The organism is Streptomyces sp. GESEQ-4, assembly GCF_017948455.1.
Classification (GTDB): Bacteria; Actinomycetota; Actinomycetes; order Streptomycetales; family Streptomycetaceae; genus Streptomyces.
Genome location: NZ_JAFFSU010000009.1, coordinates 221,165 through 238,951 on the forward strand (window position 1 = coordinate 221,165; position 17,787 = coordinate 238,951).

General features: G+C 69.7%; 14 protein-coding genes. 6 read left to right on the forward strand and 8 right to left on the reverse strand.

Annotated features, from left to right (window positions below):
• The first annotated feature begins 129 nt into the window (after positions 1–129).
• Together KCH48_RS19780 and KCH48_RS19785 are read left to right on the forward strand one after the other, a co-directional pair.
• Positions 130–1,182, forward strand: a complete 1,053-nt coding sequence (locus KCH48_RS19780; protein WP_210575827.1) for a LacI family DNA-binding transcriptional regulator — start codon at positions 130–132, stop codon at positions 1,180–1,182.
• On the forward strand, positions 1,179–2,090 hold the full coding sequence (locus KCH48_RS19785) for a carbohydrate kinase (protein ID WP_210575830.1): 912 nt from the start codon (positions 1,179–1,181) through the stop codon (positions 2,088–2,090). The genes KCH48_RS19780 and KCH48_RS19785 overlap by 4 nt, the downstream gene beginning before the upstream one ends.
• 56 nt (positions 2,091–2,146) lie before the next feature.
• On the opposite strand, the gene uvrA is transcribed toward KCH48_RS19785, so the two are convergent.
• Complete coding sequence (gene uvrA / locus KCH48_RS19790) at positions 2,147–5,176, reverse strand: excinuclease ABC subunit UvrA (protein ID WP_210575833.1); 3,030 nt, start codon at positions 5,174–5,176, stop codon at positions 2,147–2,149.
• Positions 5,177–5,400: 224 nt separating this feature from the next.
• Here uvrA and KCH48_RS19795 point away from each other — a divergent pair, with 224 nt between their 5' ends.
• A complete protein-coding gene (locus KCH48_RS19795) occupies positions 5,401–6,087 on the forward strand; it encodes a maleylpyruvate isomerase family mycothiol-dependent enzyme (RefSeq protein WP_210575836.1) in 687 nt (228 codons plus the stop codon).
• Positions 6,088–6,132: 45 nt separating this feature from the next.
• Positions 6,133–6,789 (forward strand): MBL fold metallo-hydrolase, encoded by a 657-nt coding sequence (locus tag KCH48_RS19800; protein WP_210575840.1) that lies wholly within the window; start codon positions 6,133–6,135, stop codon positions 6,787–6,789.
• 253 nt (positions 6,790–7,042) lie between these two features.
• On the opposite strand, the gene aroQ is transcribed toward KCH48_RS19800, so the two are convergent.
• Entirely contained in the window at positions 7,043–7,516 is a 474-nt protein-coding gene (gene aroQ / locus KCH48_RS19805; protein WP_210575842.1) for a type II 3-dehydroquinate dehydratase, read from the reverse strand.
• Positions 7,517–7,620: 104 nt separating this feature from the next.
• Here aroQ and KCH48_RS19810 point away from each other — a divergent pair, with 104 nt between their 5' ends.
• A complete protein-coding gene (locus KCH48_RS19810; protein WP_210575844.1) occupies positions 7,621–8,664 on the forward strand; it encodes a S66 peptidase family protein in 1,044 nt (347 codons plus the stop codon).
• A gap of 62 nt (positions 8,665–8,726) precedes the next feature.
• The gene (locus KCH48_RS19815) at positions 8,727–10,031 is read left to right on the forward strand and encodes an MFS transporter (protein WP_210575846.1); all 1,305 of its coding nucleotides are present in this window, start codon (positions 8,727–8,729) and stop codon (positions 10,029–10,031) included.
• Between the two features lie 14 nt (positions 10,032–10,045).
• Here the strand turns inward: KCH48_RS19815 and KCH48_RS19820 are convergent, their stop codons facing one another.
• The 6 genes from KCH48_RS19820 to uvrB form a co-directional block, all read right to left on the reverse strand.
• Positions 10,046–11,146 (reverse strand): calcium:proton antiporter, encoded by a 1,101-nt coding sequence (locus tag KCH48_RS19820; RefSeq protein ID WP_210575848.1) that lies wholly within the window; start codon positions 11,144–11,146, stop codon positions 10,046–10,048.
• A gap of 104 nt (positions 11,147–11,250) precedes the next feature.
• Positions 11,251–11,553, reverse strand: a complete 303-nt coding sequence (locus tag KCH48_RS19825) for a hypothetical protein (protein ID WP_210575850.1) — start codon at positions 11,551–11,553, stop codon at positions 11,251–11,253.
• A 131-nt stretch (positions 11,554–11,684) separates the two neighbouring features.
• Positions 11,685–12,686, reverse strand: coding sequence for a TerC/Alx family metal homeostasis membrane protein (locus KCH48_RS19830; protein WP_210575852.1), 1,002 nt, complete (start codon positions 12,684–12,686; stop codon positions 11,685–11,687).
• Positions 12,687–12,909: 223 nt separating this feature from the next.
• Entirely contained in the window at positions 12,910–14,871 is a 1,962-nt protein-coding gene (locus KCH48_RS19835; RefSeq protein ID WP_210575854.1) for a TerD family protein, read from the reverse strand.
• A 49-nt stretch (positions 14,872–14,920) separates the two neighbouring features.
• Positions 14,921–15,499 (reverse strand): TerD family protein, encoded by a 579-nt coding sequence (locus tag KCH48_RS19840; protein WP_210575856.1) that lies wholly within the window; start codon positions 15,497–15,499, stop codon positions 14,921–14,923.
• A gap of 139 nt (positions 15,500–15,638) precedes the next feature.
• Positions 15,639–17,777, reverse strand: a complete 2,139-nt coding sequence (uvrB, locus tag KCH48_RS19845) for an excinuclease ABC subunit UvrB (protein ID WP_210575859.1) — start codon at positions 17,775–17,777, stop codon at positions 15,639–15,641.
• Between the last annotated feature and the right edge of the window lie 10 nt (positions 17,778–17,787).

A 17,787-nucleotide genomic window follows, 5' to 3' on the forward strand; every position in this document is an offset into this window, starting at 1 on the left:
GCGGGATTCGGTCGGGGTGGGCTGTTGTTCGGTTGCTCGTAAACGTTTGCGCAAGCGTTTACGTCCCCCGTCGGATGGGATACCTTCCCGGTCGGAGGGCCCGCGCCGGCCCGGGAAGGGGAACGGGACGTGCCGACCATGGCCGATGTCGCACGGAGCGCCGGCGTGTCCGTGGCGACCGTCTCGCACGTACTGAACGACACCCGGCCGGTGCTGCCCCACACCCGTCAGGCGGTCCTGGACGCCATGGAGGAGCTCGGCTACACGCCGAACACCCTCGCCCGCTCGCTGGTCACGTCCCGCACCCGCTCGATCGGGCTCGCGGTGTCGGCGATCAGCAACCCGTACTTCACGGAGATCCTCCAGGGTGTCGAGGCCAGCGCCCTGGAACACGGCTACAGCCTGCTCATCGCCGATCCGCACGACGATCCCGGGCACGAGCGCAAGGTCGTCCAGCTCCTGCACGAGCGGCGCGTGGACGGCATGATCGTCGCCCCTTCCGCGGACCCGCAGGAACTCCTCGCGTACCTCGACCGGCACGCCGTACCCACCGTGCTCCTCGACCGGGTGGTCGACGCGGACGGGGCGTCGCGCTTCGACCAGGTCTGCGCCGAGAGTGCGGCACCGACGACGCGGTTGGTCAGCCATCTCGCCGAGCTGGGCCACCGGCGTATCGGCCTGGTCGCGGGCCTGCCCGGGCTCAGCACCACCGCCGAGCGGATCACCGGCTACCGGCACGGCCTCGCCGCCGCCGGGCTCCCGTACGACGAACGCCTCGTCGTGCACGGCGACTCCGAGTCGGCGGGCGCCGAGCGGGCCACCGCTGCCCTGCTGTCCCTCGGCGCACCGCCCAGCGCGCTGGTCACCGCCAACAACACGATTACGCTCGGCGCCCTGCGCGCGCTGCGCGCCCACGGCCGGTCCGTGCCCGACGACATCGCGCTGTGCTGCTTCGACGACTTCGCCTGGGCGGATCTGTTCTCGCCCCGGCTCACCGCGATCGCACAGCCCAGCAGGGAGATCGGCGCCCAGGCGGTCCGGGTGCTGCTGGACCGCCTCGCCTCGCCGGACCGGCCCGCCCGGACCGTACGGCTCGACAGCACCTTCGTCCATCGCACCTCGTGCGGCTGCGCCGAGCAGCCCGGCCGGCCCCGCACGCCCGAGAAAGGAACCGTCTCGTGATCGTCGTCGCCGGTGAGGCCCTGATCGATCTGGTACCGCAGGGCCGGGGCGCCCTGGCCGGCCTGAAGCCGGCGCTCGGCGGCGGGCCCTACAACACGGCGGTCGCCCTCGGCCGCCTCGGCTCCCCCACCGCCTTCTGCTCCCGGACGTCGTACGACGCCTTCGGCGAGGCGCTGCTCGACGGGTTGCGGCAGGCGGGCGTGGACGTGTCGGCCGTGCAGCGCGGCGCCGAACCGACCACCCTCGCGGTCGCCACCATCGACGTGAACGGCTCGGCCGCCTACTCCTTCTACGTCGAGGGCACCGCCGACCGCCTCTTCGCCGTGCCCGACCGGCTCCCCGAGTCGGCCCGCGCGGTGTCCTTCGGCACCTGCTCGCTCGTCCTGGAGCCGGGCGCGACCGCGTACGAGGAGCTGATGCGCACCGCGTCCGCGCAGGGCGTCTTCACCGCGCTCGACCCGAACATCCGCGCCGGACTGATCCCCGATGCGGACGCCTATCGCGCCCGCTTCAAGAGCTGGCTGCCTTCGGTGTCGCTGCTCAAGCTCTCCGAGGAGGACGCCTTGTGGCTGGGCGGCACCCCGCTCGAGTGGCTGGCCGCGGGGCCCTCAGCGGTTGTGATCACGCAGGGCGGCGACGGGCTGACCGCCTTCACCCGGGACGGCGCGGTGCACTCCGTGCCCGGCGAGGTGGTCGACGTCGTCGACACGATCGGCGCCGGCGACACCGTGAACGCGGCCCTGTTGCACGGCCTGTCCGCGTGGGACGCCCTGTCTCCGGACGCGCTCACGAAGCTGGGCGCCGAGGGCTGGAGCCGACTGCTGCGGTTCGCGGCGCGCGCGGCGGCGATCACCTGCTCGCGGGCGGGGGCGGAACCGCCGTACGCCTCTGAGCTGGGTGATCTGTAGCGCGCTTCCGGTGCGGTGCCGCCCGGCGGGGAGCCGGGCGGCACCGGTGAGTCCGGTCAGGCCTTGCGGGCCCGAGTCGTCTCCTTCGCGGCCGCGGCCTTCTTGGTTGCGCCAGCCGCCTTCTTGGTGGCCGTGTTGTTGGCGGTCCTGACCGTGGCCGTCTTCTTGGCGGTCGACTTGGCCGCGACCGTCTTCTGGGCCCCCGCTCTGCGGGGAGCCGTGACGTCGGCCGCGTCGCTGATGCGGTCGGCGCCGAGGATCTCCTGCAGGAACTTGCCGGTGTGGCTGGTGGGAACTCCGGCGACCTCCTCGGGCGTGCCCTCGGCGACGACGAGACCGCCGCCGGCGCCGCCCTCGGGGCCCATGTCGACGACCCAGTCGGCCGTCTTGATCACGTCGAGGTTGTGCTCGATGACGATGACGGTGTTGCCCTTGTCGACCAAGCCGCCCAACACGGTCAGCAGCTTGCTGATGTCCTCGAAGTGCAGGCCCGTCGTCGGCTCGTCCAGGACGTAGACCGTGCGTCCGGTGGAACGCTTCTGGAGCTCGCTGGCGAGCTTCACGCGCTGGGCCTCACCGCCGGACAGGGTGGTCGCGGACTGGCCGAGACGGACGTACCCGAGACCGACGTCGTGCAGCGTCCTGAGGTGGCGGGCGATCGCGGGGACGGCCTCGAAGAAGTGCAGGGCCTCCTCGATCGGCATGTTCAGGACCTCGGCGATGGACTTGCCCTTGTAGTGGACCTCCAGGGTCTCCCGGTTGTAGCGGGCGCCGTGGCAGACCTCGCACGGGACGTACACGTCCGGGAGGAAGTTCATCTCGATCTTGATCGTGCCGTCGCCCGCGCAGTTCTCGCAGCGACCGCCCTTGACGTTGAACGAGAAGCGGCCGGGCATGTAGCCGCGGACCTTCGCCTCGGTCGTCTCGGCGAACAGCTTGCGGACGTGGTCGAAGACGCCTGTGTACGTCGCCGGGTTCGACCGCGGGGTGCGGCCGATGGGCGACTGGTCGACGTGGACGACCTTGTCGACGAGGTCGTCACCGTCCACGCGCGTGTGCCGCCCGGGAACGCTGCGGGCGCCGTTGAGCTCGCGGGCCAGGTGCGTGTACAGGATGTCGTTGACCAGCGTCGACTTGCCGGAGCCGGACACGCCCGTGACGGCGGTGAACACGCCGAGGGGGAACGAGACGTCGATGTCCTGCAGGTTGTTCTCACGGGCGCCGTGCACCGTGAGCCGGCGCGTCGGGTCGTGCGGACGCCGGATGTCGGGCAGCGGGATGGACTTCTTGCCGGACAGGTACTGCCCGGTCTGCGACTCGGAGTTGTCGAGCAGCTCCTTCAGGGAACCGCTGTGCACGACCTTGCCACCGTGCTCACCGGCGCCGGGACCGATGTCGACGATCCAGTCGGCGACCTTGATGGTGTCCTCGTCGTGCTCCACGACGATGAGCGTGTTGCCCATGTCGCGCAGCCGGACGAGGGTCTCGATGAGCCGGTGGTTGTCGCGCTGGTGCAGGCCGATGGACGGCTCGTCGAGGACGTACAGCACGCCGACGAGACCGGAGCCGATCTGGGTGGCCAGGCGGATGCGCTGGGCCTCGCCGCCGGAGAGCGTGCCGGCCGCGCGGTTGAGCGAGAGGTAGTCCAGGCCGACGTCGACCAGGAACCGCAGCCGCTCGTTGACCTCCTTCAGCACGCGCTCGGCGATCTTCTTGTCGCGGGCGCTGAGCTTCAGCTCGCCCAGGAAGTCGGCGCAGTCACTGATGGACATCGCGGAGACCTCCGCGATCGACTTCTCCATGATCGTGACCGCGAGAACGATCGGTTTCAGGCGCGTGCCCTCACAGGTGGGGCAGGGCACCTCGCGCATATAGCCCTCGAAGCGCTCACGGCTGGCGTCGCTCTCGGCCTCGCCGTGTCGGCGCTTGACGAAGGGGACCGCGCCTTCGAAGGGCGTCGTGTACACGCGCTCGCGGCCGTACCGGTTCCGGTACCGGACCTCGATCTGCGTTTTGTGGCCGTACAGCAGTGCCTTCCTGGCGCGCTGCGGGAGCCCCGCGAAGGGGATGTCCGTCCGGAATCCCAACGCATCCGCGAGGGCGCCGATCAGGCGGCCGAAGTAGTCCTTGGTGTGGCCGTGCGACCAGGGGTGGATGGCGCCCTCGTCGAGGGACTTGTCCTCGTCCGGGACGATCAGTTCGGGGTCGACCTCCATGCGCGTGCCGATGCCGGTGCACTCGGGGCAAGCGCCGAAGGGCGAGTTGAAGGAGAAGGAGCGGGGCTCCAGCTCCTCGAAGGACAGGTCGTCGTACGCGCAGTACAGGTGCTCCGAGTACATGCGCTCGCGCTCGGGGTCGCCCTCGGGGAGGTCGACGAAGTCGAGCACGACCATGCCGCCGGAGAGGCCGAGCGCGGTCTCGACGGAGTCGGTGAGACGGCGCTTGGCGGAGTCCTTCACCGTGAGGCGGTCGACGACCACCTCGATGGTGTGCTTCTCCTGCTTCTTCAGCGTGGGCGGGTTGGAGAGCTGGACGGTCTCGCCGTCCACCCGCGCGCGGGAGTAGCCCTTGGTCTGGAGATCGGCGAAGAGGTCGACGAACTCGCCCTTGCGCTCGCGCACCAGCGGCGACAGCACCTGGAAGCGGCTCCCCTCCGGCAGCTCCAGGACCTTGTCGACGATGGCCTGCGGCGACTGCCGCGTGATCGGGCGGCCGCACTCGGGGCAGTGCGGCTTGCCGATGCGGGCGAAAAGCAGGCGCAGATAGTCGTAGACCTCGGTGATGGTGCCGACCGTGGAGCGCGGGTTGCGCGAGGTCGACTTCTGGTCGATCGAGACGGCCGGGGACAGGCCCTCGATGAAGTCGACGTCCGGCTTGTCCATCTGCCCGAGGAACTGGCGGGCGTACGAGGACAGCGACTCCACATACCGCCGCTGGCCCTCCGCGAAAATGGTGTCGAAGGCCAGCGAGGACTTGCCCGACCCCGACAGGCCCGTGAAGACGATGAGCGAGTCGCGCGGCAGGTCGAGCGAGACATTCTTGAGATTGTGCTCGCGCGCGCCACGGACGATGAGACGGTCGGCCACGCCGGTCCGCACCTTTCTTGAGAGAAGTGACAGGGGCGAGGCCCCCGTGCTTTCTCAGACTAGGGGGAGCCACTGACAACGCCGGGTCGGATTCTCGAAGGCATAACAATCCCGGGCCATCCAGCATGCCCGACGCCGCCCCCGACGATATAGCACGGGCTTTCGATTTACGGCACACGTTCACCACCTTCACCCAAAGGTGTGGCGGGGCTAGGGTCAGCACCATGATTGATCACGCTCGTGACCTGGCGTCTGTACGTGACGCGACGGAGCGGCTGCTCAGCGCAGCCGTGAAGCTGGACGACGCGGCGGTGACCGAGCCGTCACGGCTCCCCGGCTGGACCCGTGGCCATGTCCTCGCCCACCTCGCCCGCAATGCCGACGCCCTCGTGAACGTGCTCCAGGGCCGGCCCATGTACATCTCCGCCGAGGCGCGGGACGCCGACATCGAGCGGGACGCCCCGCGCCCCCTCGACGTCCAGCTCGCCGATGTGCGGGACAGCGCCGCCCGCTTCCAGGAGGCGGGGGCCGTACCCGCGGACTGGTCGCGCACGGTGGAGCTGCGGGGCGGAGTGACCGACTCGGCGTCCCGGGTGCCGTTCAGGCGGTGGGTCGAGGTGGAGCTGCACCATGTGGACCTCGGGATCGGGTACGAGCTGGAGGATCTGCCGGAGGAGTTCGTCGAGCGGGAGATCGACTTTCTCGCGGCACGGTTCACGGGCCACGCCGACGTGCCGCCCACCCGTCTCACGAACGGCACGCGCGCGTGGAGCACGGGCCGGGAGGCCGATGCACCGGATGTCACCGTCACGGGGAGCCGGCCCGACCTGCTCGGCTGGCTCGCCGGGCGCCGGGACGGCTCCGGGCTGACCGCGGACGGCGGTCCGCTGCCCGCACTGCCCCCGCTGTAGGGCGCGATCGGTCCTCGGGTCACCACCCCGCTATAGGCTGCCGCCATGACGTACAGCGGAGAGGTGACGGTCGGCGGCCCGGCGGACGTGCACGAGCTGAAGGACCTGATGATCACCAAGATCGCGGTCGGTCCGATGGACAACAACTGCTATCTGCTGCGCTGCCGGGCCACGGACGAGCAGCTGCTGATCGACGCCGCCAACGACGCGGAGACGCTGATCGGCATGATCGGTGACGACGGCATCGCGTCCGTCGTCACCACGCATCAGCACGGGGACCACTGGCAGGCGCTCGCCGAGGTCGTCGCGGCCACCGGCGCCCGCACCTACGCCGGCCGGGACGACGCCGACGGCATCCCCGTGCCGACCGACGTCCTGGTCGACGACGGCGACACCATCCGGGTGGGACACGTGGAACTCACCGCGAGCCACCTGGTCGGGCACACGCCGGGCTCCATCGCCCTCGTCTACGACGACCCGCACGGACATCCCCACGTCTTCACCGGCGACTGCCTCTTCCCGGGCGGCGTGGGCAACACCCGCAAGGACCCGAAGGCGTTCGCCAGCCTGATCCACGACGTCGAGACGAAGATCTTCGCCGCCCTCCCGGACGAGACCTGGGTCTACCCGGGGCACGGCAACGACACGTCCCTGGGCACGGAGCGACCGCATCTGCCGGAGTGGCACGCGCGGGGGTGGTGAGGGCAGGCGCGGAGGGCGCGCGCACCCCGTGTGAACCTTTCACACGCGCCGGAGCCCTGCGCACGCTCCCGGCGTACGTGGTTGCGCAGTCAACTGGTAGCAGCCCCGCGCAGGATGACGGCTCCTGCGTGGCACGGGCCGCCGGCCCTTCGATCCCCGCCCTCGGCCGGCGGCCCCGGCGTATGCCTCGGACGGGATGCCGCGAGCGCGGAAGCGAGCCGGTGGTAAGGGGCACGCGCCTGGCAGACGGGACTTACGCCTCGGTCTGCGCCGCGCCGACGAGCGCGGCGACCCGCTCCACGCCGAACACATACCCCTGGACCCCGCAGCCCGCGATGACCCCGTTCGCGCGCAGCGAGACATAGGAGTGGTGCCGGAACGACTCGCGCTGGTGGATGTTGGAGATGTGGACCTCCAACACCGGCATGCCGTCACAGGTGTTGAGTGCGTCCAGAATCGCCACCGACGTGTGCGAGTAGGCGCCGGGGTTGATCACGATGCCGCAGTGGTTCAGCCGCGCCTCGTGGATCCAGTCGACCAACTCACCCTCGTGGTTGGACTGCCGGAAGTCCACCGTGCCGCCGTGCGCTGCCGCCGCCTTGGCGCACATCGCCTCGACGTCGGCGAGTGTGTCGGAGCCGTAGATCTCCGGCTGGCGCTGGCCGAGCAGGTTCAGGTTGGGGCCGTTGAGGATCATGATCGGGGCGTTGGCCAAGGTGCGGGGCACGGTTCCTCCGGTCCGTCACGGGTGGGGCGATCCGTCGAGGACCGCTGCTCGGACCCGGTTTATCACGGTGCGCCGACAGCGCGACCGGCTCTACCCTCCCTGGGATGACGATCTCGTACCCTCCCAAGCCGTCGGCGGGTGACCATATCGCCGTGATCTCGCCGTCCGCCGGGCTCGCCGGGCTCTTCCCGCGCCCGTACGAACTGGGCCTGGAGCGGCTGCGCAAGGAGTTCGGCCTTGAACCGGTCGAGTATCCGGCGACCCGGACGATGGGCTCGACGCCCCAGGAGCGTGCCGCCGACATCCACGCGGCCTTCTCCGACCCCGACATCAAGGCGGTCATCGCCTCGATCGGCGGCGACGACCAGATCACCGTACTGCCGCTGCTGGACCGGGAGTTGATACGGGCGAACCCGAAGCCGTTCTTCGGGATGAGCGACAACACGAACCTGCTCGCGTATCTGCACAACACGGGGATCGTCGGCTACCACGGGGCGTCCGTGATGGTGGAGTTGGGCCGTCCCGGCGCCATGCACCCGCAGACCGCCGACTCCCTGCGGGCAGCGCTGTTCACCTCGGGCGAGTATGAACTGCGGCCCGCCGAGCACTGGCGGGACATCGACCGCGACTGGGCCGATCCTGCGACCTTCGACGCGCAGCCGGAGACCCGGCCGGGCACCGGATGGACCTGGCGGAACGCCGACCAGGTGGTCGAGGGCCGCAGTTGGGGCGGCTGCCTGGAGATCCTCGGCTGGCTGCTGATGGCCGACCGGGAGATCTCGCACGACCTCACGGAGTACGACGGCGGAGTGCTGCTGCTGGAGACCTCGGAGGACTTGCCCAGCAGCGACGAGGTCTTCCGCACCCTGCGGAACATGGGCGAGCGCGGGCTGCTCCAGCGGTTCGACGCGCTCCTGATGGGCCGTCCCAAGACGTGGTCCTTCGCGCACCCCAACAGCCCGGAGGAGAGCGCGCGTTACGCGGCCGGGCAGCGCGAGGCGGTGGTGCGGGCGCTGGAGGCGTACGCCCCCGGCCTTCCGGTGGTCTTCGATGTGGACTTCGGACACACCGATCCGCAACTCGTCATTCCGTACGGCGGCACGATCCGCGTCGACGGCCCGGCCCGGCGCATCACGGTGACGTACTGAGGCACGTCCCGCGCTCCCGCGCGCTCCCGTAACCGTTGATCACCGTGGGTAGTTGACGCGGCATGCACGATGTACGCACCGTAAGGGCACCCTCCATGCTGCGGCTCGCGACCGCCTCGCTCGCGGGGACGGCCATCGAGTTCTACGACTTCTTCGTCTACGGGACCGCGGCGGCGCTGGTCCTGGGTCCACTGTTCTTCCCGACGTTCTCACCGGTGGCGGGGACGCTGGCCGCGTTCGGCACGTTCGGCGTGGGCTTCGTCGCCCGGCCGCTCGGCTCGGTGCTGTTCGGGCACATCGGGGACCGGCACGGCAGGCGTCCGGTCCTTGTCGCGTCACTGCTTCTCACCGGTGCTTCCACCGTGGCAGTGGGCTGCGTGCCGACGTACGACACGATCGGTGTGGCCGCTCCCCTGCTGCTCCTCGTCCTGCGGTTTCTGCAGGGCCTCGGGCTCGGCGGGGAGTGGGGCGGGGCGGTGCTGCTGACGGCGGAGCACGCCCCCGCCGAACGGCGCGGGCTGTGGTCGAGCTTTCCGCAGATCGGGCCGGCGCTGGGGTTTCTGCTCGCCAATGGCGTGATGCTGGCGCTGTCGGCGACGCTGACGGACGCGCAGTTCTCGAGCTGGGGGTGGCGGGTGCCGTTCTGGGCAGCCGGAGTGCTCGCCGTGGCGGGGCTTTGGCTGCGGTCCTCCCTCACCGAGAGCCCCAGCTTCCTCGACATCGACGACCACGCGCGCGTGCCGCTCGTGGAGGTGGTGCGCGACCACTGGAGGCTCGTCCTGCTGACCGCCGGTGCGCTCGCGGTGGGGTACGCGATCTTCTACGCCGTGACGACCTGGTCGCTCGCCTATGCGACGGAGCGGCTCGGGGTGAGCCGTACCGTCATGCTGACCTGCATCATGGCCGCCGTGGTGGTGAAGGGAGCCCTCACGCCGGTGGCGGCGCTGCTGGGCGACCGCTGCGGCCGGCGGCCCCTGTGCCTTGCGGGGTGCGCTGCCGCCGCCCTGTGGATGTTCCCGATGGTCGCGCTGCTCGCCACGGGTGCGCCGCTGCTGATGTTCCTCGGCTTCCTGGGGGCGATGCTGGCGTTCATCACGATGTTCGCCGTGATCGCCGCGTATCTGCCGGAGCTGTACGAACCGCGGGTGCGCTGCACCGGCGCCGCGGTGGGCTACAACCTCGGCGGGGTCCTCGGCGGCGCGCTGACGCCGATCGTGGCGACCGCGCTGGCCGAGCAGAGCGGCCGTGTGCCGTGGGGCGTGGCCGCGTATCTGACAGGGATCGCGCTGCTCAGCCTGGGGTGCTTCGCGCTGCTGCCGGAGACGCGCCCGGTGCGGGTGGTGGCGAAGGAGGCTGCCGCGCCATGAATCGATGAATCACTTTATGGATTGATGGCCAGCTCCAAGTACGCCGCGAACACCACCAGATGCACCCCTCCTTGGAGTGGCGTGGCCCGTCCCGGCACGACCGTCAGGGAGCTGACCACCACGGTCAGTGCGAGCAGCACCATGTGGGTGGAGCCGAGGCCGAGGACCAGCGGCCCGGACAGCCAGACCGACGCCAGCGCGACGGCGGGGATGGTCAGGCCGATGCTGGCGATCGCGGAGCCGAGCCCGAGGTTCAGGCTGGTCTGCACCCGGTCGCGGCGGGCGGAGCGCAGCGCGGCGATGGTCTCGGGGAGCAGCACGAGCAGCGCGATGATCACACCCACGACGGCGTGGTGCAGTCCGGCGGCGGCAACGCCGGACTCGATGGTCGGCGACACCCCCTTGGCCAGGCCGACCACGCCGATCAGGGCGAGGCCGAGCAGTCCCAGGCTGATCCCGGCGGCACGGGCGGACGGCGCGTCCGCGTGGTCGTCGGCGGTGATCACCTCGCCCTGCCGGGTGATCGGGAGGAAGTAGTCACGGTGCCGCACGGTCTGGGTGGCGACGAACAGGCCGTACAGGATCAGTGAGGAGAGCGCGGCGAAGGCCAGTTGGACGCCGGAGAATTCGGGGCCGGGCCTGCTCGTGGTGAACGTCGGCAGGACCAGGCTGAGCGTGGACAGCGTGGCGACTGTCGCGAGAGCGGCGCCGGTGCCTTCGGGGTTGAAGACGGCCGTGCCGTGACGGATCGAGGCGACGAGGAGGCTCAGGCCGACGATGCCGTTGCAGGTGATCATCACGGCCGCGAAGACCGTGTCCCGGGCGAGGGTGGAACTCTTGTCGCCGCCGTCCGCCATCAAGGTGACGATCAGGGCGACCTCGATGATCGTGACAGCGACGGCGAGAACGAGGGAGCCGAAGGGCTCCCCGACCCGGTGGGCGACGACTTCGGCATGGTGGACGGCGGCCAGTACGGCGCCGGCGAGCACCATCGTCACCACGGCGACGACAGCGCCGGGCAGGTCTCGCCCCCAGGTGAGAATCAGCAGGATCGCCGCGAGAACCGGCACGAGGAGCGTCCACTGTATCGTGAGCGACCTGAGCCGAGCGATCATGCGGTGATCGTCGCAGACCGGGACAGGCCACGCATTCCGGTCCGGTCGCACTCCGGTCCGGTCGGCCGTAGGGCTCTGCGCTCCGGCCCTGCGGGGCCGCCGGGCTACTTGAGCTCGCGCATGTCCAGCACGTCGCAGTTGGTGTAGGTGCGTTCGCCGATACTCAACGCGCCCAGTTGCTCCGCCAACTTGGCCGTCTCGGGGTCTTCGCTGTTGCGCATGGCGTCATCGTACGACTCGAACTCGAGCACGGCGAGGTAGCGGCGGGGGTTGTCGCGGTCCTTCAGGAGCATGCGGTGTGTGGGGCCGCCGGCTTTGCCCGCGTTGCGCTGGGCGAACTCCTGGAGCTGTTGCTCCATTTCCTCAAGGCGCTCGGTCTCGAAGCCGATGATCTGCACGAACTTCATGGGTGCCTCCACCCGGACGCGGCGTCCCCGGGACGGGGAAAGCGCTCAAGACCCAACCAAGCACCGGGAGCGGTGCCCGGCAATTCGCCGCGCACCGCTCCCGGTGATGGTTGTCTCTACGCCCGAAGCGGTCAGGCTTCGATGTCGGCCTTCGGAGCGCCTTCGGCCTCCTTCTGCGCCGCCTCGGCCGCCGCCTGCTTCTTCGACGCCCGCAGACTGGTGATCGTGGTCACGATGAGGACCGAGCAGATCACGCCGAGGGAGACGGGGATGGAGATCTCGGGGACGTGGACCCCGGACTCGTGCAGGGCGTGCAGCACGAGCTTGACGCCGATGAAGCCGAGGATGATCGACAGGCCGTAGCTGAGGTGGACCAGCTTCTTCAGCAGGCCGCCGATGAGGAAGTACAGCTGCCGCAGACCCATCAGCGCGAACGCGTTGGCCGTGAACACGATGTACGGGTCCTGGGTCAGACCGAAGATCGCGGGGATCGAGTCGAGCGCGAACAGGACGTCGGTGGAGCCGATGGCGAGCATCACGACCAGCATCGGGGTCATGACCCGCTTGCCGTTCTGCTGGATCCACAGCTTGGTGCCGTGGTAGCGGTCGGCCACACCGAAACGGCGCTCGGCGGCCTTGAGGAGCTTGTTCTCCTCGAACTCCTCGTCCTCCTCGTCGGCCCGGGCCTCCTGGATCAGCTTCCAGGCGGTCCAGATCAGGAAGGCGCCGAAGATGTAGAACACCCACGCGAAGCTGGCGATGATCGCGGCGCCCGCGGCGATGAATATCGCGCGCAGCACCAGGGCTATCAGCACGCCGACGAGCAGCACACGCTGCTGGTACTGCGAGGGCACGGCGAACTTCGCCATGATCAGAACGAAGACGAAGAGGTTGTCGACGCTCAACGACTTCTCGGTGATGAACCCGGCGAAGAACTCACCGGCGGGCTGTCCCCCGCCGAAGACAAGCAGGCCGAGCCCGAAGAGGGCGGCCAGGACGATCCAGACGACCGTCCAGATTCCGGCTTCCTTGATGGATACGTCGTGCGGCTTACGGCCGATGAAGAAGTCGACCGCGATGAGGGCGGCAAGCCCCAAGATCGTCAGGACCCATAGGGTCACGGAAACATCCACTGCGCCTCCGGCAGTACGTAACGGCAAATGTCAGCGTCGTCGCTGCCGGAGGTCTCTTCCACCCAAGTGGGCCGACGCCCCGGGATCTGGCCTGATCCGTATTGACGGGTACGCCGCAGTAGACAGGGAGTACTCCCCTCCGCACTGAAAACACTACCTCAATCACCAAGGAAAGGTAAAGCGCTTGGCAAAAGAAGGGCCAAAAGACCTGGTCAGACGGTCTTTACCTGTGCTTGGTGCGGGCCATGGCGACCTGGGTGAGCACCTGCTGAAGCACCTGGCTGCCGTGCGGTACGAGGCACGGCTCGTACGTCCACGCATGGCCGACCCACGGGTCGGCGAGGTGGTCGTCGGGTACCGGGGTGAGTCGCATCAGCGAACGCCACAGCGGGTCGAGCAACGGGCCGTAGCCGGCGGCCTCCTCGCGGTCAGCGACCATCATCAGATGGACGCCGACGGCCGGTCCCTCGTCCGCGAGGTAGCGCAGCTGGGTCACAGCCCGGTCGTCGAAGCCGTGCGGGAAGTCATTGACGATGAGGAGTTGCTCGGAGGTGTCGAGGCCGGGCGGGAGCGAGTCGGCCGCGCCGCCGCGCACCGCCATCTGCACCAGGTCGACGCGCTGGGTGAGCCGGGCGAGGACGTCCGACACACCGGCCGCTCCGATGGCGGGCGGCGCGGCGAGCACGCCGGTCTGCACGAGCGGTGCGAGCGCCTGTGCTCCCGAACCGGCGGGGTCGATGGCGTGCACGGTGAACTCACCCGCCGGATAGACGGCGAGCAGCCGGGCCGCATGCGCCACCGCCGTCTCCATGGCCGACTGCCGCAGGTCATGGGAGTCGCTGTACACACCCTCGAGCGATCCGGAGCGGCCGCTGTCGATCCACAGGCCCCGCTCCAGCGGCAGCCTGACCAGCATGGGTATGCGCAGCTCGGGACACTCGGGCAGATGCAGGTCGCCGAGGCGCAGGGCCATGGGGATCTCCATCGGCACCCGGTAGCCGTGCCACACCGGGTTGTCCCAGCGGGCGAACGCCAAGGGCAGCGCCGGCTCGACGACTTCGATCTCGGCGGTGAGCTGGGCGAGGTCCCGGTCGAGGGCCGTCCTGGCCTGGTCGACGAGCTGAGTGTGCTTGGCCCGTGCGGTCTCCCGCGCGGCGTCGCCCTGTCCCCCGATCCGGCTGCGCGGGTCGGACAGGACCTGGTCGAGTTCCTTCTCCATCCGCGAGTCGGCGAAGTCGACGGCGCTGCGGTAGGCGGCCGTAGTGCGGGCCAGGTCCTCGAACATGCCCCAGACCTGGTTGTAGAGCCGCTCCTCCATGGACCAGCCGGTCGCGTCACCCGCGACGGGCCGGGCGGGCTGCCCCGGCTGGGCCAGGGGTGCGGCAGGCGGGGGTGGGGGCGGGGCCGCGTTCTGCCGTTGGGGATGGCTGTAGTCGATCGGGCCGCCGGCGCCGGACGCGGACGGCTGGGTGGCGGCCGAGGGGTCCACCGATCCGGTGGGGTAGCCCTGCCGGGGCTCCGGGGCGCCCTGAGCACCGTACGGAGAGCCCGTCTGCTCCGGACCGAGGGCCGGTGCGGCCGCCTGCCGGGAGCGGTCGCCGTCCGAGGTGCGCGGGGCCTGCACGGAGCGGGCCACGCCCTGGACCACCGCCTCGTTGATGCCACCGGCGAGCTGGTGGGCCTGGGGCAGGCCCTGGTCGGCGAGAAGCTCGGCGAGGCCGCCGGCGTATCCCTGGCCGACGGCACGCACCTTCCAGGCGCCCTGCCTGCGGTACAACTCCAGGGCGACGACGGCTGACTCGGCCTCCAGGCCGGTGATGGTGTAGCTGGCGATCTCGGTGCCGTCGAGGCCGGTGACCGCGACGAAGGGGGCGGCCACGGCGCCGAACTGGACCGGGCCTCCTACCCCGGAGGGCAGGGCGAGCAGCACACTGACCCGGTGCACGGCCTCCGGCACGGCGTCGAGGTCCACCGCGAGGCGATGGTCGGCGGCCGCCTGCCGGGAGACCTCCAGGCCCGGCAGGGTGGGTGTGCCCGGGTGGGCCACCCATTCGACGCCCCGCACCGTGCCGCGCTCGTCGCTGAGCGTGGCCGCGGCGACGATCGGCTTGCCGGCCGAGACCCGGATCTCGAGGCGGGCCTGGGAGAGCGGGTGGTTCTGCCCCCGCACCAACTCGGCCGTCATGCCTGCGTCCCCCTGTGCTTCATCGTGTCGTGTGCCCCCGCCGGGCGCGTTACAGGTGCGGCAGGATCGCCGGCATCAGGTCCTGGAAGGTGCGGCCGTTGGCCTGGGTGCCCAGGGCCGTCATCGTCCAGCCCGGGCCGTTGCGGTGCACCTTCGCCATGATCTGGGCCGTGTAGGCACCGCCGCCGGCGAGCGTGTAGCGGGCGAGCTCCTCGCCGTTGGTCTCGTCGACGATGCGGCAGAACGCGTTCTGCACTTCCTGGAAGGTCTGGCCCGTGAAGGAGTTCACGGTGAAGACGATCTGGTCGATGTGGACCGGGACACGCGCGAGGTCGACGAGGATCGCCTCGTCGTCGCCGCCCTGGCCGACACCGCCGACCAGGTTGTCACCGGTGTGCCGCACCGAGCCGTCGTCGCTCACCAGGTGGCGGAAGAAGACGACGTCGACCGGCTGCTTGTCCGCGAACAGTACGGCGGAGGCGTCGAGGTCGATCTCCCGGGTGCGCGAGCCGAAGAGGCCTCGCCGGGGAGCCGCCTGCCAGCCGAGACCCATGCGCACCGAAGTCAGGCTGCCGCCGTCGTTCTTCTGCAGACTGATGGCCTGACCCTTGGTCATGTTGACGGTCACGCGCTGATTCCCCTCTCGAGCTGTCCCCTGTTGCCGCGGAGTCCGCGGATGACGTGAACCCTACGCAGGGCCACTGACCGTGACGTACCCCGGTCCGTAATTTGTGTCGGTCTTGCAACACAGCGCGTTCGACGCCAGGTCAGGACAGCCCTGCCTCCCGCATCTGGCGCAGTTCCTTCTTCATCTCGGAGACCTCGTCGCGCAGCCGGGCCGCGATCTCAAACTGGAGGTCGGCGGCGGCTGCACGCATGCGCTCGGTCATCTCCTCGATCTGCCCGGCGAGCTCGGCCGCCGGACGGTCGGTCGGCACCGTCTCCTTGGCCTTGCCCTTGGCGGACTTGCCGCCCTTGGCCGTCTTGGCGCCGAGCGAGGGCACGGGGGCCTTGGCCCCCTTGCCGTCCGTCATCTTGCGGTAGCCCGAGCCGAGGAGCTGTTCCGTGTCGATGTCTTCGCGGGCGATCTGCGCGACGATGTCATTGATCTTCTTGCGGAGCGGCTGGGGGTCGAGGCCCCTCTCCTTGTTGTACGCGACCTGCTTCTCCCGTCGGCGGTTGGTCTCCTCGATGGCCTTCTCCATCGCCGGGGTGATCTTGTCGGCGTACATGTGGACCTGGCCGGAGACATTGCGCGCCGCACGGCCGATGGTCTGGATCAGGGACGTCCCCGAGCGCAGGAAGCCCTCCTTGTCGGCGTCGAGGATGGCCACCAGGGACACCTCGGGCAGGTCGAGGCCCTCCCGCAGGAGGTTGATGCCGACGAGGACGTCGTACTCGCCCGAGCGCAGCTCGCGCAGCAGCTCGACACGGCGCAGGGTGTCGACGTCGCTGTGCAGATAGCGCACCTGGATGCCGAGTTCGAGGAAGTAGTCCGTGAGGTCCTCGGCCATCTTCTTGGTGAGGGTGGTGACCAGGACGCGCTCGTCCTTCTCGGTGCGCTTGCGGATCTCGTGCACCAGGTCGTCGATCTGGCCCTCGGTGGGTTTGACGACGACCTCGGGGTCGACCAGGCCGGTGGGGCGGATGATCTGCTCGACGAAGCCGTCCCCGCGCGAGAGCTCGTACTTGCCCGGTGTCGCGGACAGGTAGACGGCCTGGCCGATGCGCTCCTGGAACTCCTCCCACTTCAGGGGGCGGTTGTCCAGCGCGGAGGGCAGCCGGAAGCCGTGGTCGACGAGGGTGCGCTTGCGGGAGGCGTCGCCCTCGTACATGGCGCCGATCTGCGGGACGGTGACGTGCGACTCATCGATGACGAGCAGGAAGTCGTCCGGGAAGTAGTCGAGCAGGGTGTTCGGCGGGGAGCCGGGCTCGCGGCCGTCGAAGTGCATCGAGTAGTTCTCCACACCGGAGCAGGAGCCGATCTGGCGGAGCATCTCGAGGTCGTACGTCGTGCGCATCCGCAGCCGCTGGGCCTCCAGGAGCTTGCCCTGCTTCTCCAGTTCCGCCAAGCGCTCCCCGAGTTCCTTCTCGATGTCGTTGACGGCCCGCTCCAGGCGCTCGGGCCCTGCGACGTAGTGGGAGGCCGGGAAGACGTACAGCTGGTCGTCGTCGCTGATGATCTCGCCGGTGACCGGGTGGAGCGTGGACAGGGCCTCGATCTCGTCGCCGAACATCTCGATGCGGACGGCCAGCTCTTCGTAGACCGGGAAGATCTCGATGGTGTCGCCGCGGACGCGGAAGGTGCCGCGGGTGAAGGCCATGTCGTTGCGCGTGTACTGGATGTCCACGAAGCGGCGCAGGAGCTGGTCGCGGTCGTGCTCCTCGCCGACGCGGAGGGGGACCATGCGGTCCACGTACTCCTGTGGAGTACCGAGGCCGTAGATGCAGGAGACGGAGGCGACCACGACGACGTCACGGCGGGTGAGCAGCGAGTTGGTCGCGGAGTGACGCAGTCGCTCGACCTCCTCGTTGATGGAGGAGTCCTTCTCGATGTAGGTGTCCGACTGCGGGACGTAGGCCTCGGGCTGGTAGTAGTCGTAGTACGAGACGAAGTACTCGACGGCGTTGTTCGGCAGCAGTTCCCGGAACTCGTTGGCCAGCTGGGCGGCCAGTGTTTTGTTCGGGGCCATCACCAGGGTGGGCCGCTGAAGCTTCTCGATCATCCACGCGGTGGTGGCGGACTTGCCGGTGCCGGTCGCGCCGAGGAGGACCACGTCCTTCTCACCGGCCTCGATGCGCCGGGCTAGCTCGGCGATGGCCTGCGGCTGGTCGCCGCTGGGCTGGTAGGGGCTGACGACCTCGAAGGGCGCCACCGTGCGTTCGATGCTGGAAACGGGCCGCATGGGATCCACC

What these genes read in the sequence shown, in the direction of transcription:
- KCH48_RS19795 (WP_210575836.1), top strand. Translation starts at nt 5,401, where the DNA reads ATGATTGATCACGCTCGTGACCTGGCGTCTGTACGTGACGCGACGGAG.
- KCH48_RS19800 (WP_210575840.1), top strand. Translation starts at nt 6,133, where the DNA reads ATGACGTACAGCGGAGAGGTGACGGTCGGCGGCCCGGCGGACGTGCAC.
- KCH48_RS19810 (WP_210575844.1), top strand. Translation starts at nt 7,621, where the DNA reads ATGACGATCTCGTACCCTCCCAAGCCGTCGGCGGGTGACCATATCGCC.
- KCH48_RS19815 (WP_210575846.1), top strand. Translation starts at nt 8,727, where the DNA reads ATGCACGATGTACGCACCGTAAGGGCACCCTCCATGCTGCGGCTCGCG.
- KCH48_RS19820 (WP_210575848.1), bottom strand. Translation starts at nt 11,146, where the DNA reads ATGATCGCTCGGCTCAGGTCGCTCACGATACAGTGGACGCTCCTCGTG.
- KCH48_RS19825 (WP_210575850.1), bottom strand. Translation starts at nt 11,553, where the DNA reads ATGAAGTTCGTGCAGATCATCGGCTTCGAGACCGAGCGCCTTGAGGAA.
- KCH48_RS19835 (WP_210575854.1), bottom strand. Translation starts at nt 14,871, where the DNA reads ATGACGGCCGAGTTGGTGCGGGGGCAGAACCACCCGCTCTCCCAGGCC.
- uvrB (WP_210575859.1), bottom strand. Translation starts at nt 17,777, where the DNA reads ATGCGGCCCGTTTCCAGCATCGAACGCACGGTGGCGCCCTTCGAGGTC.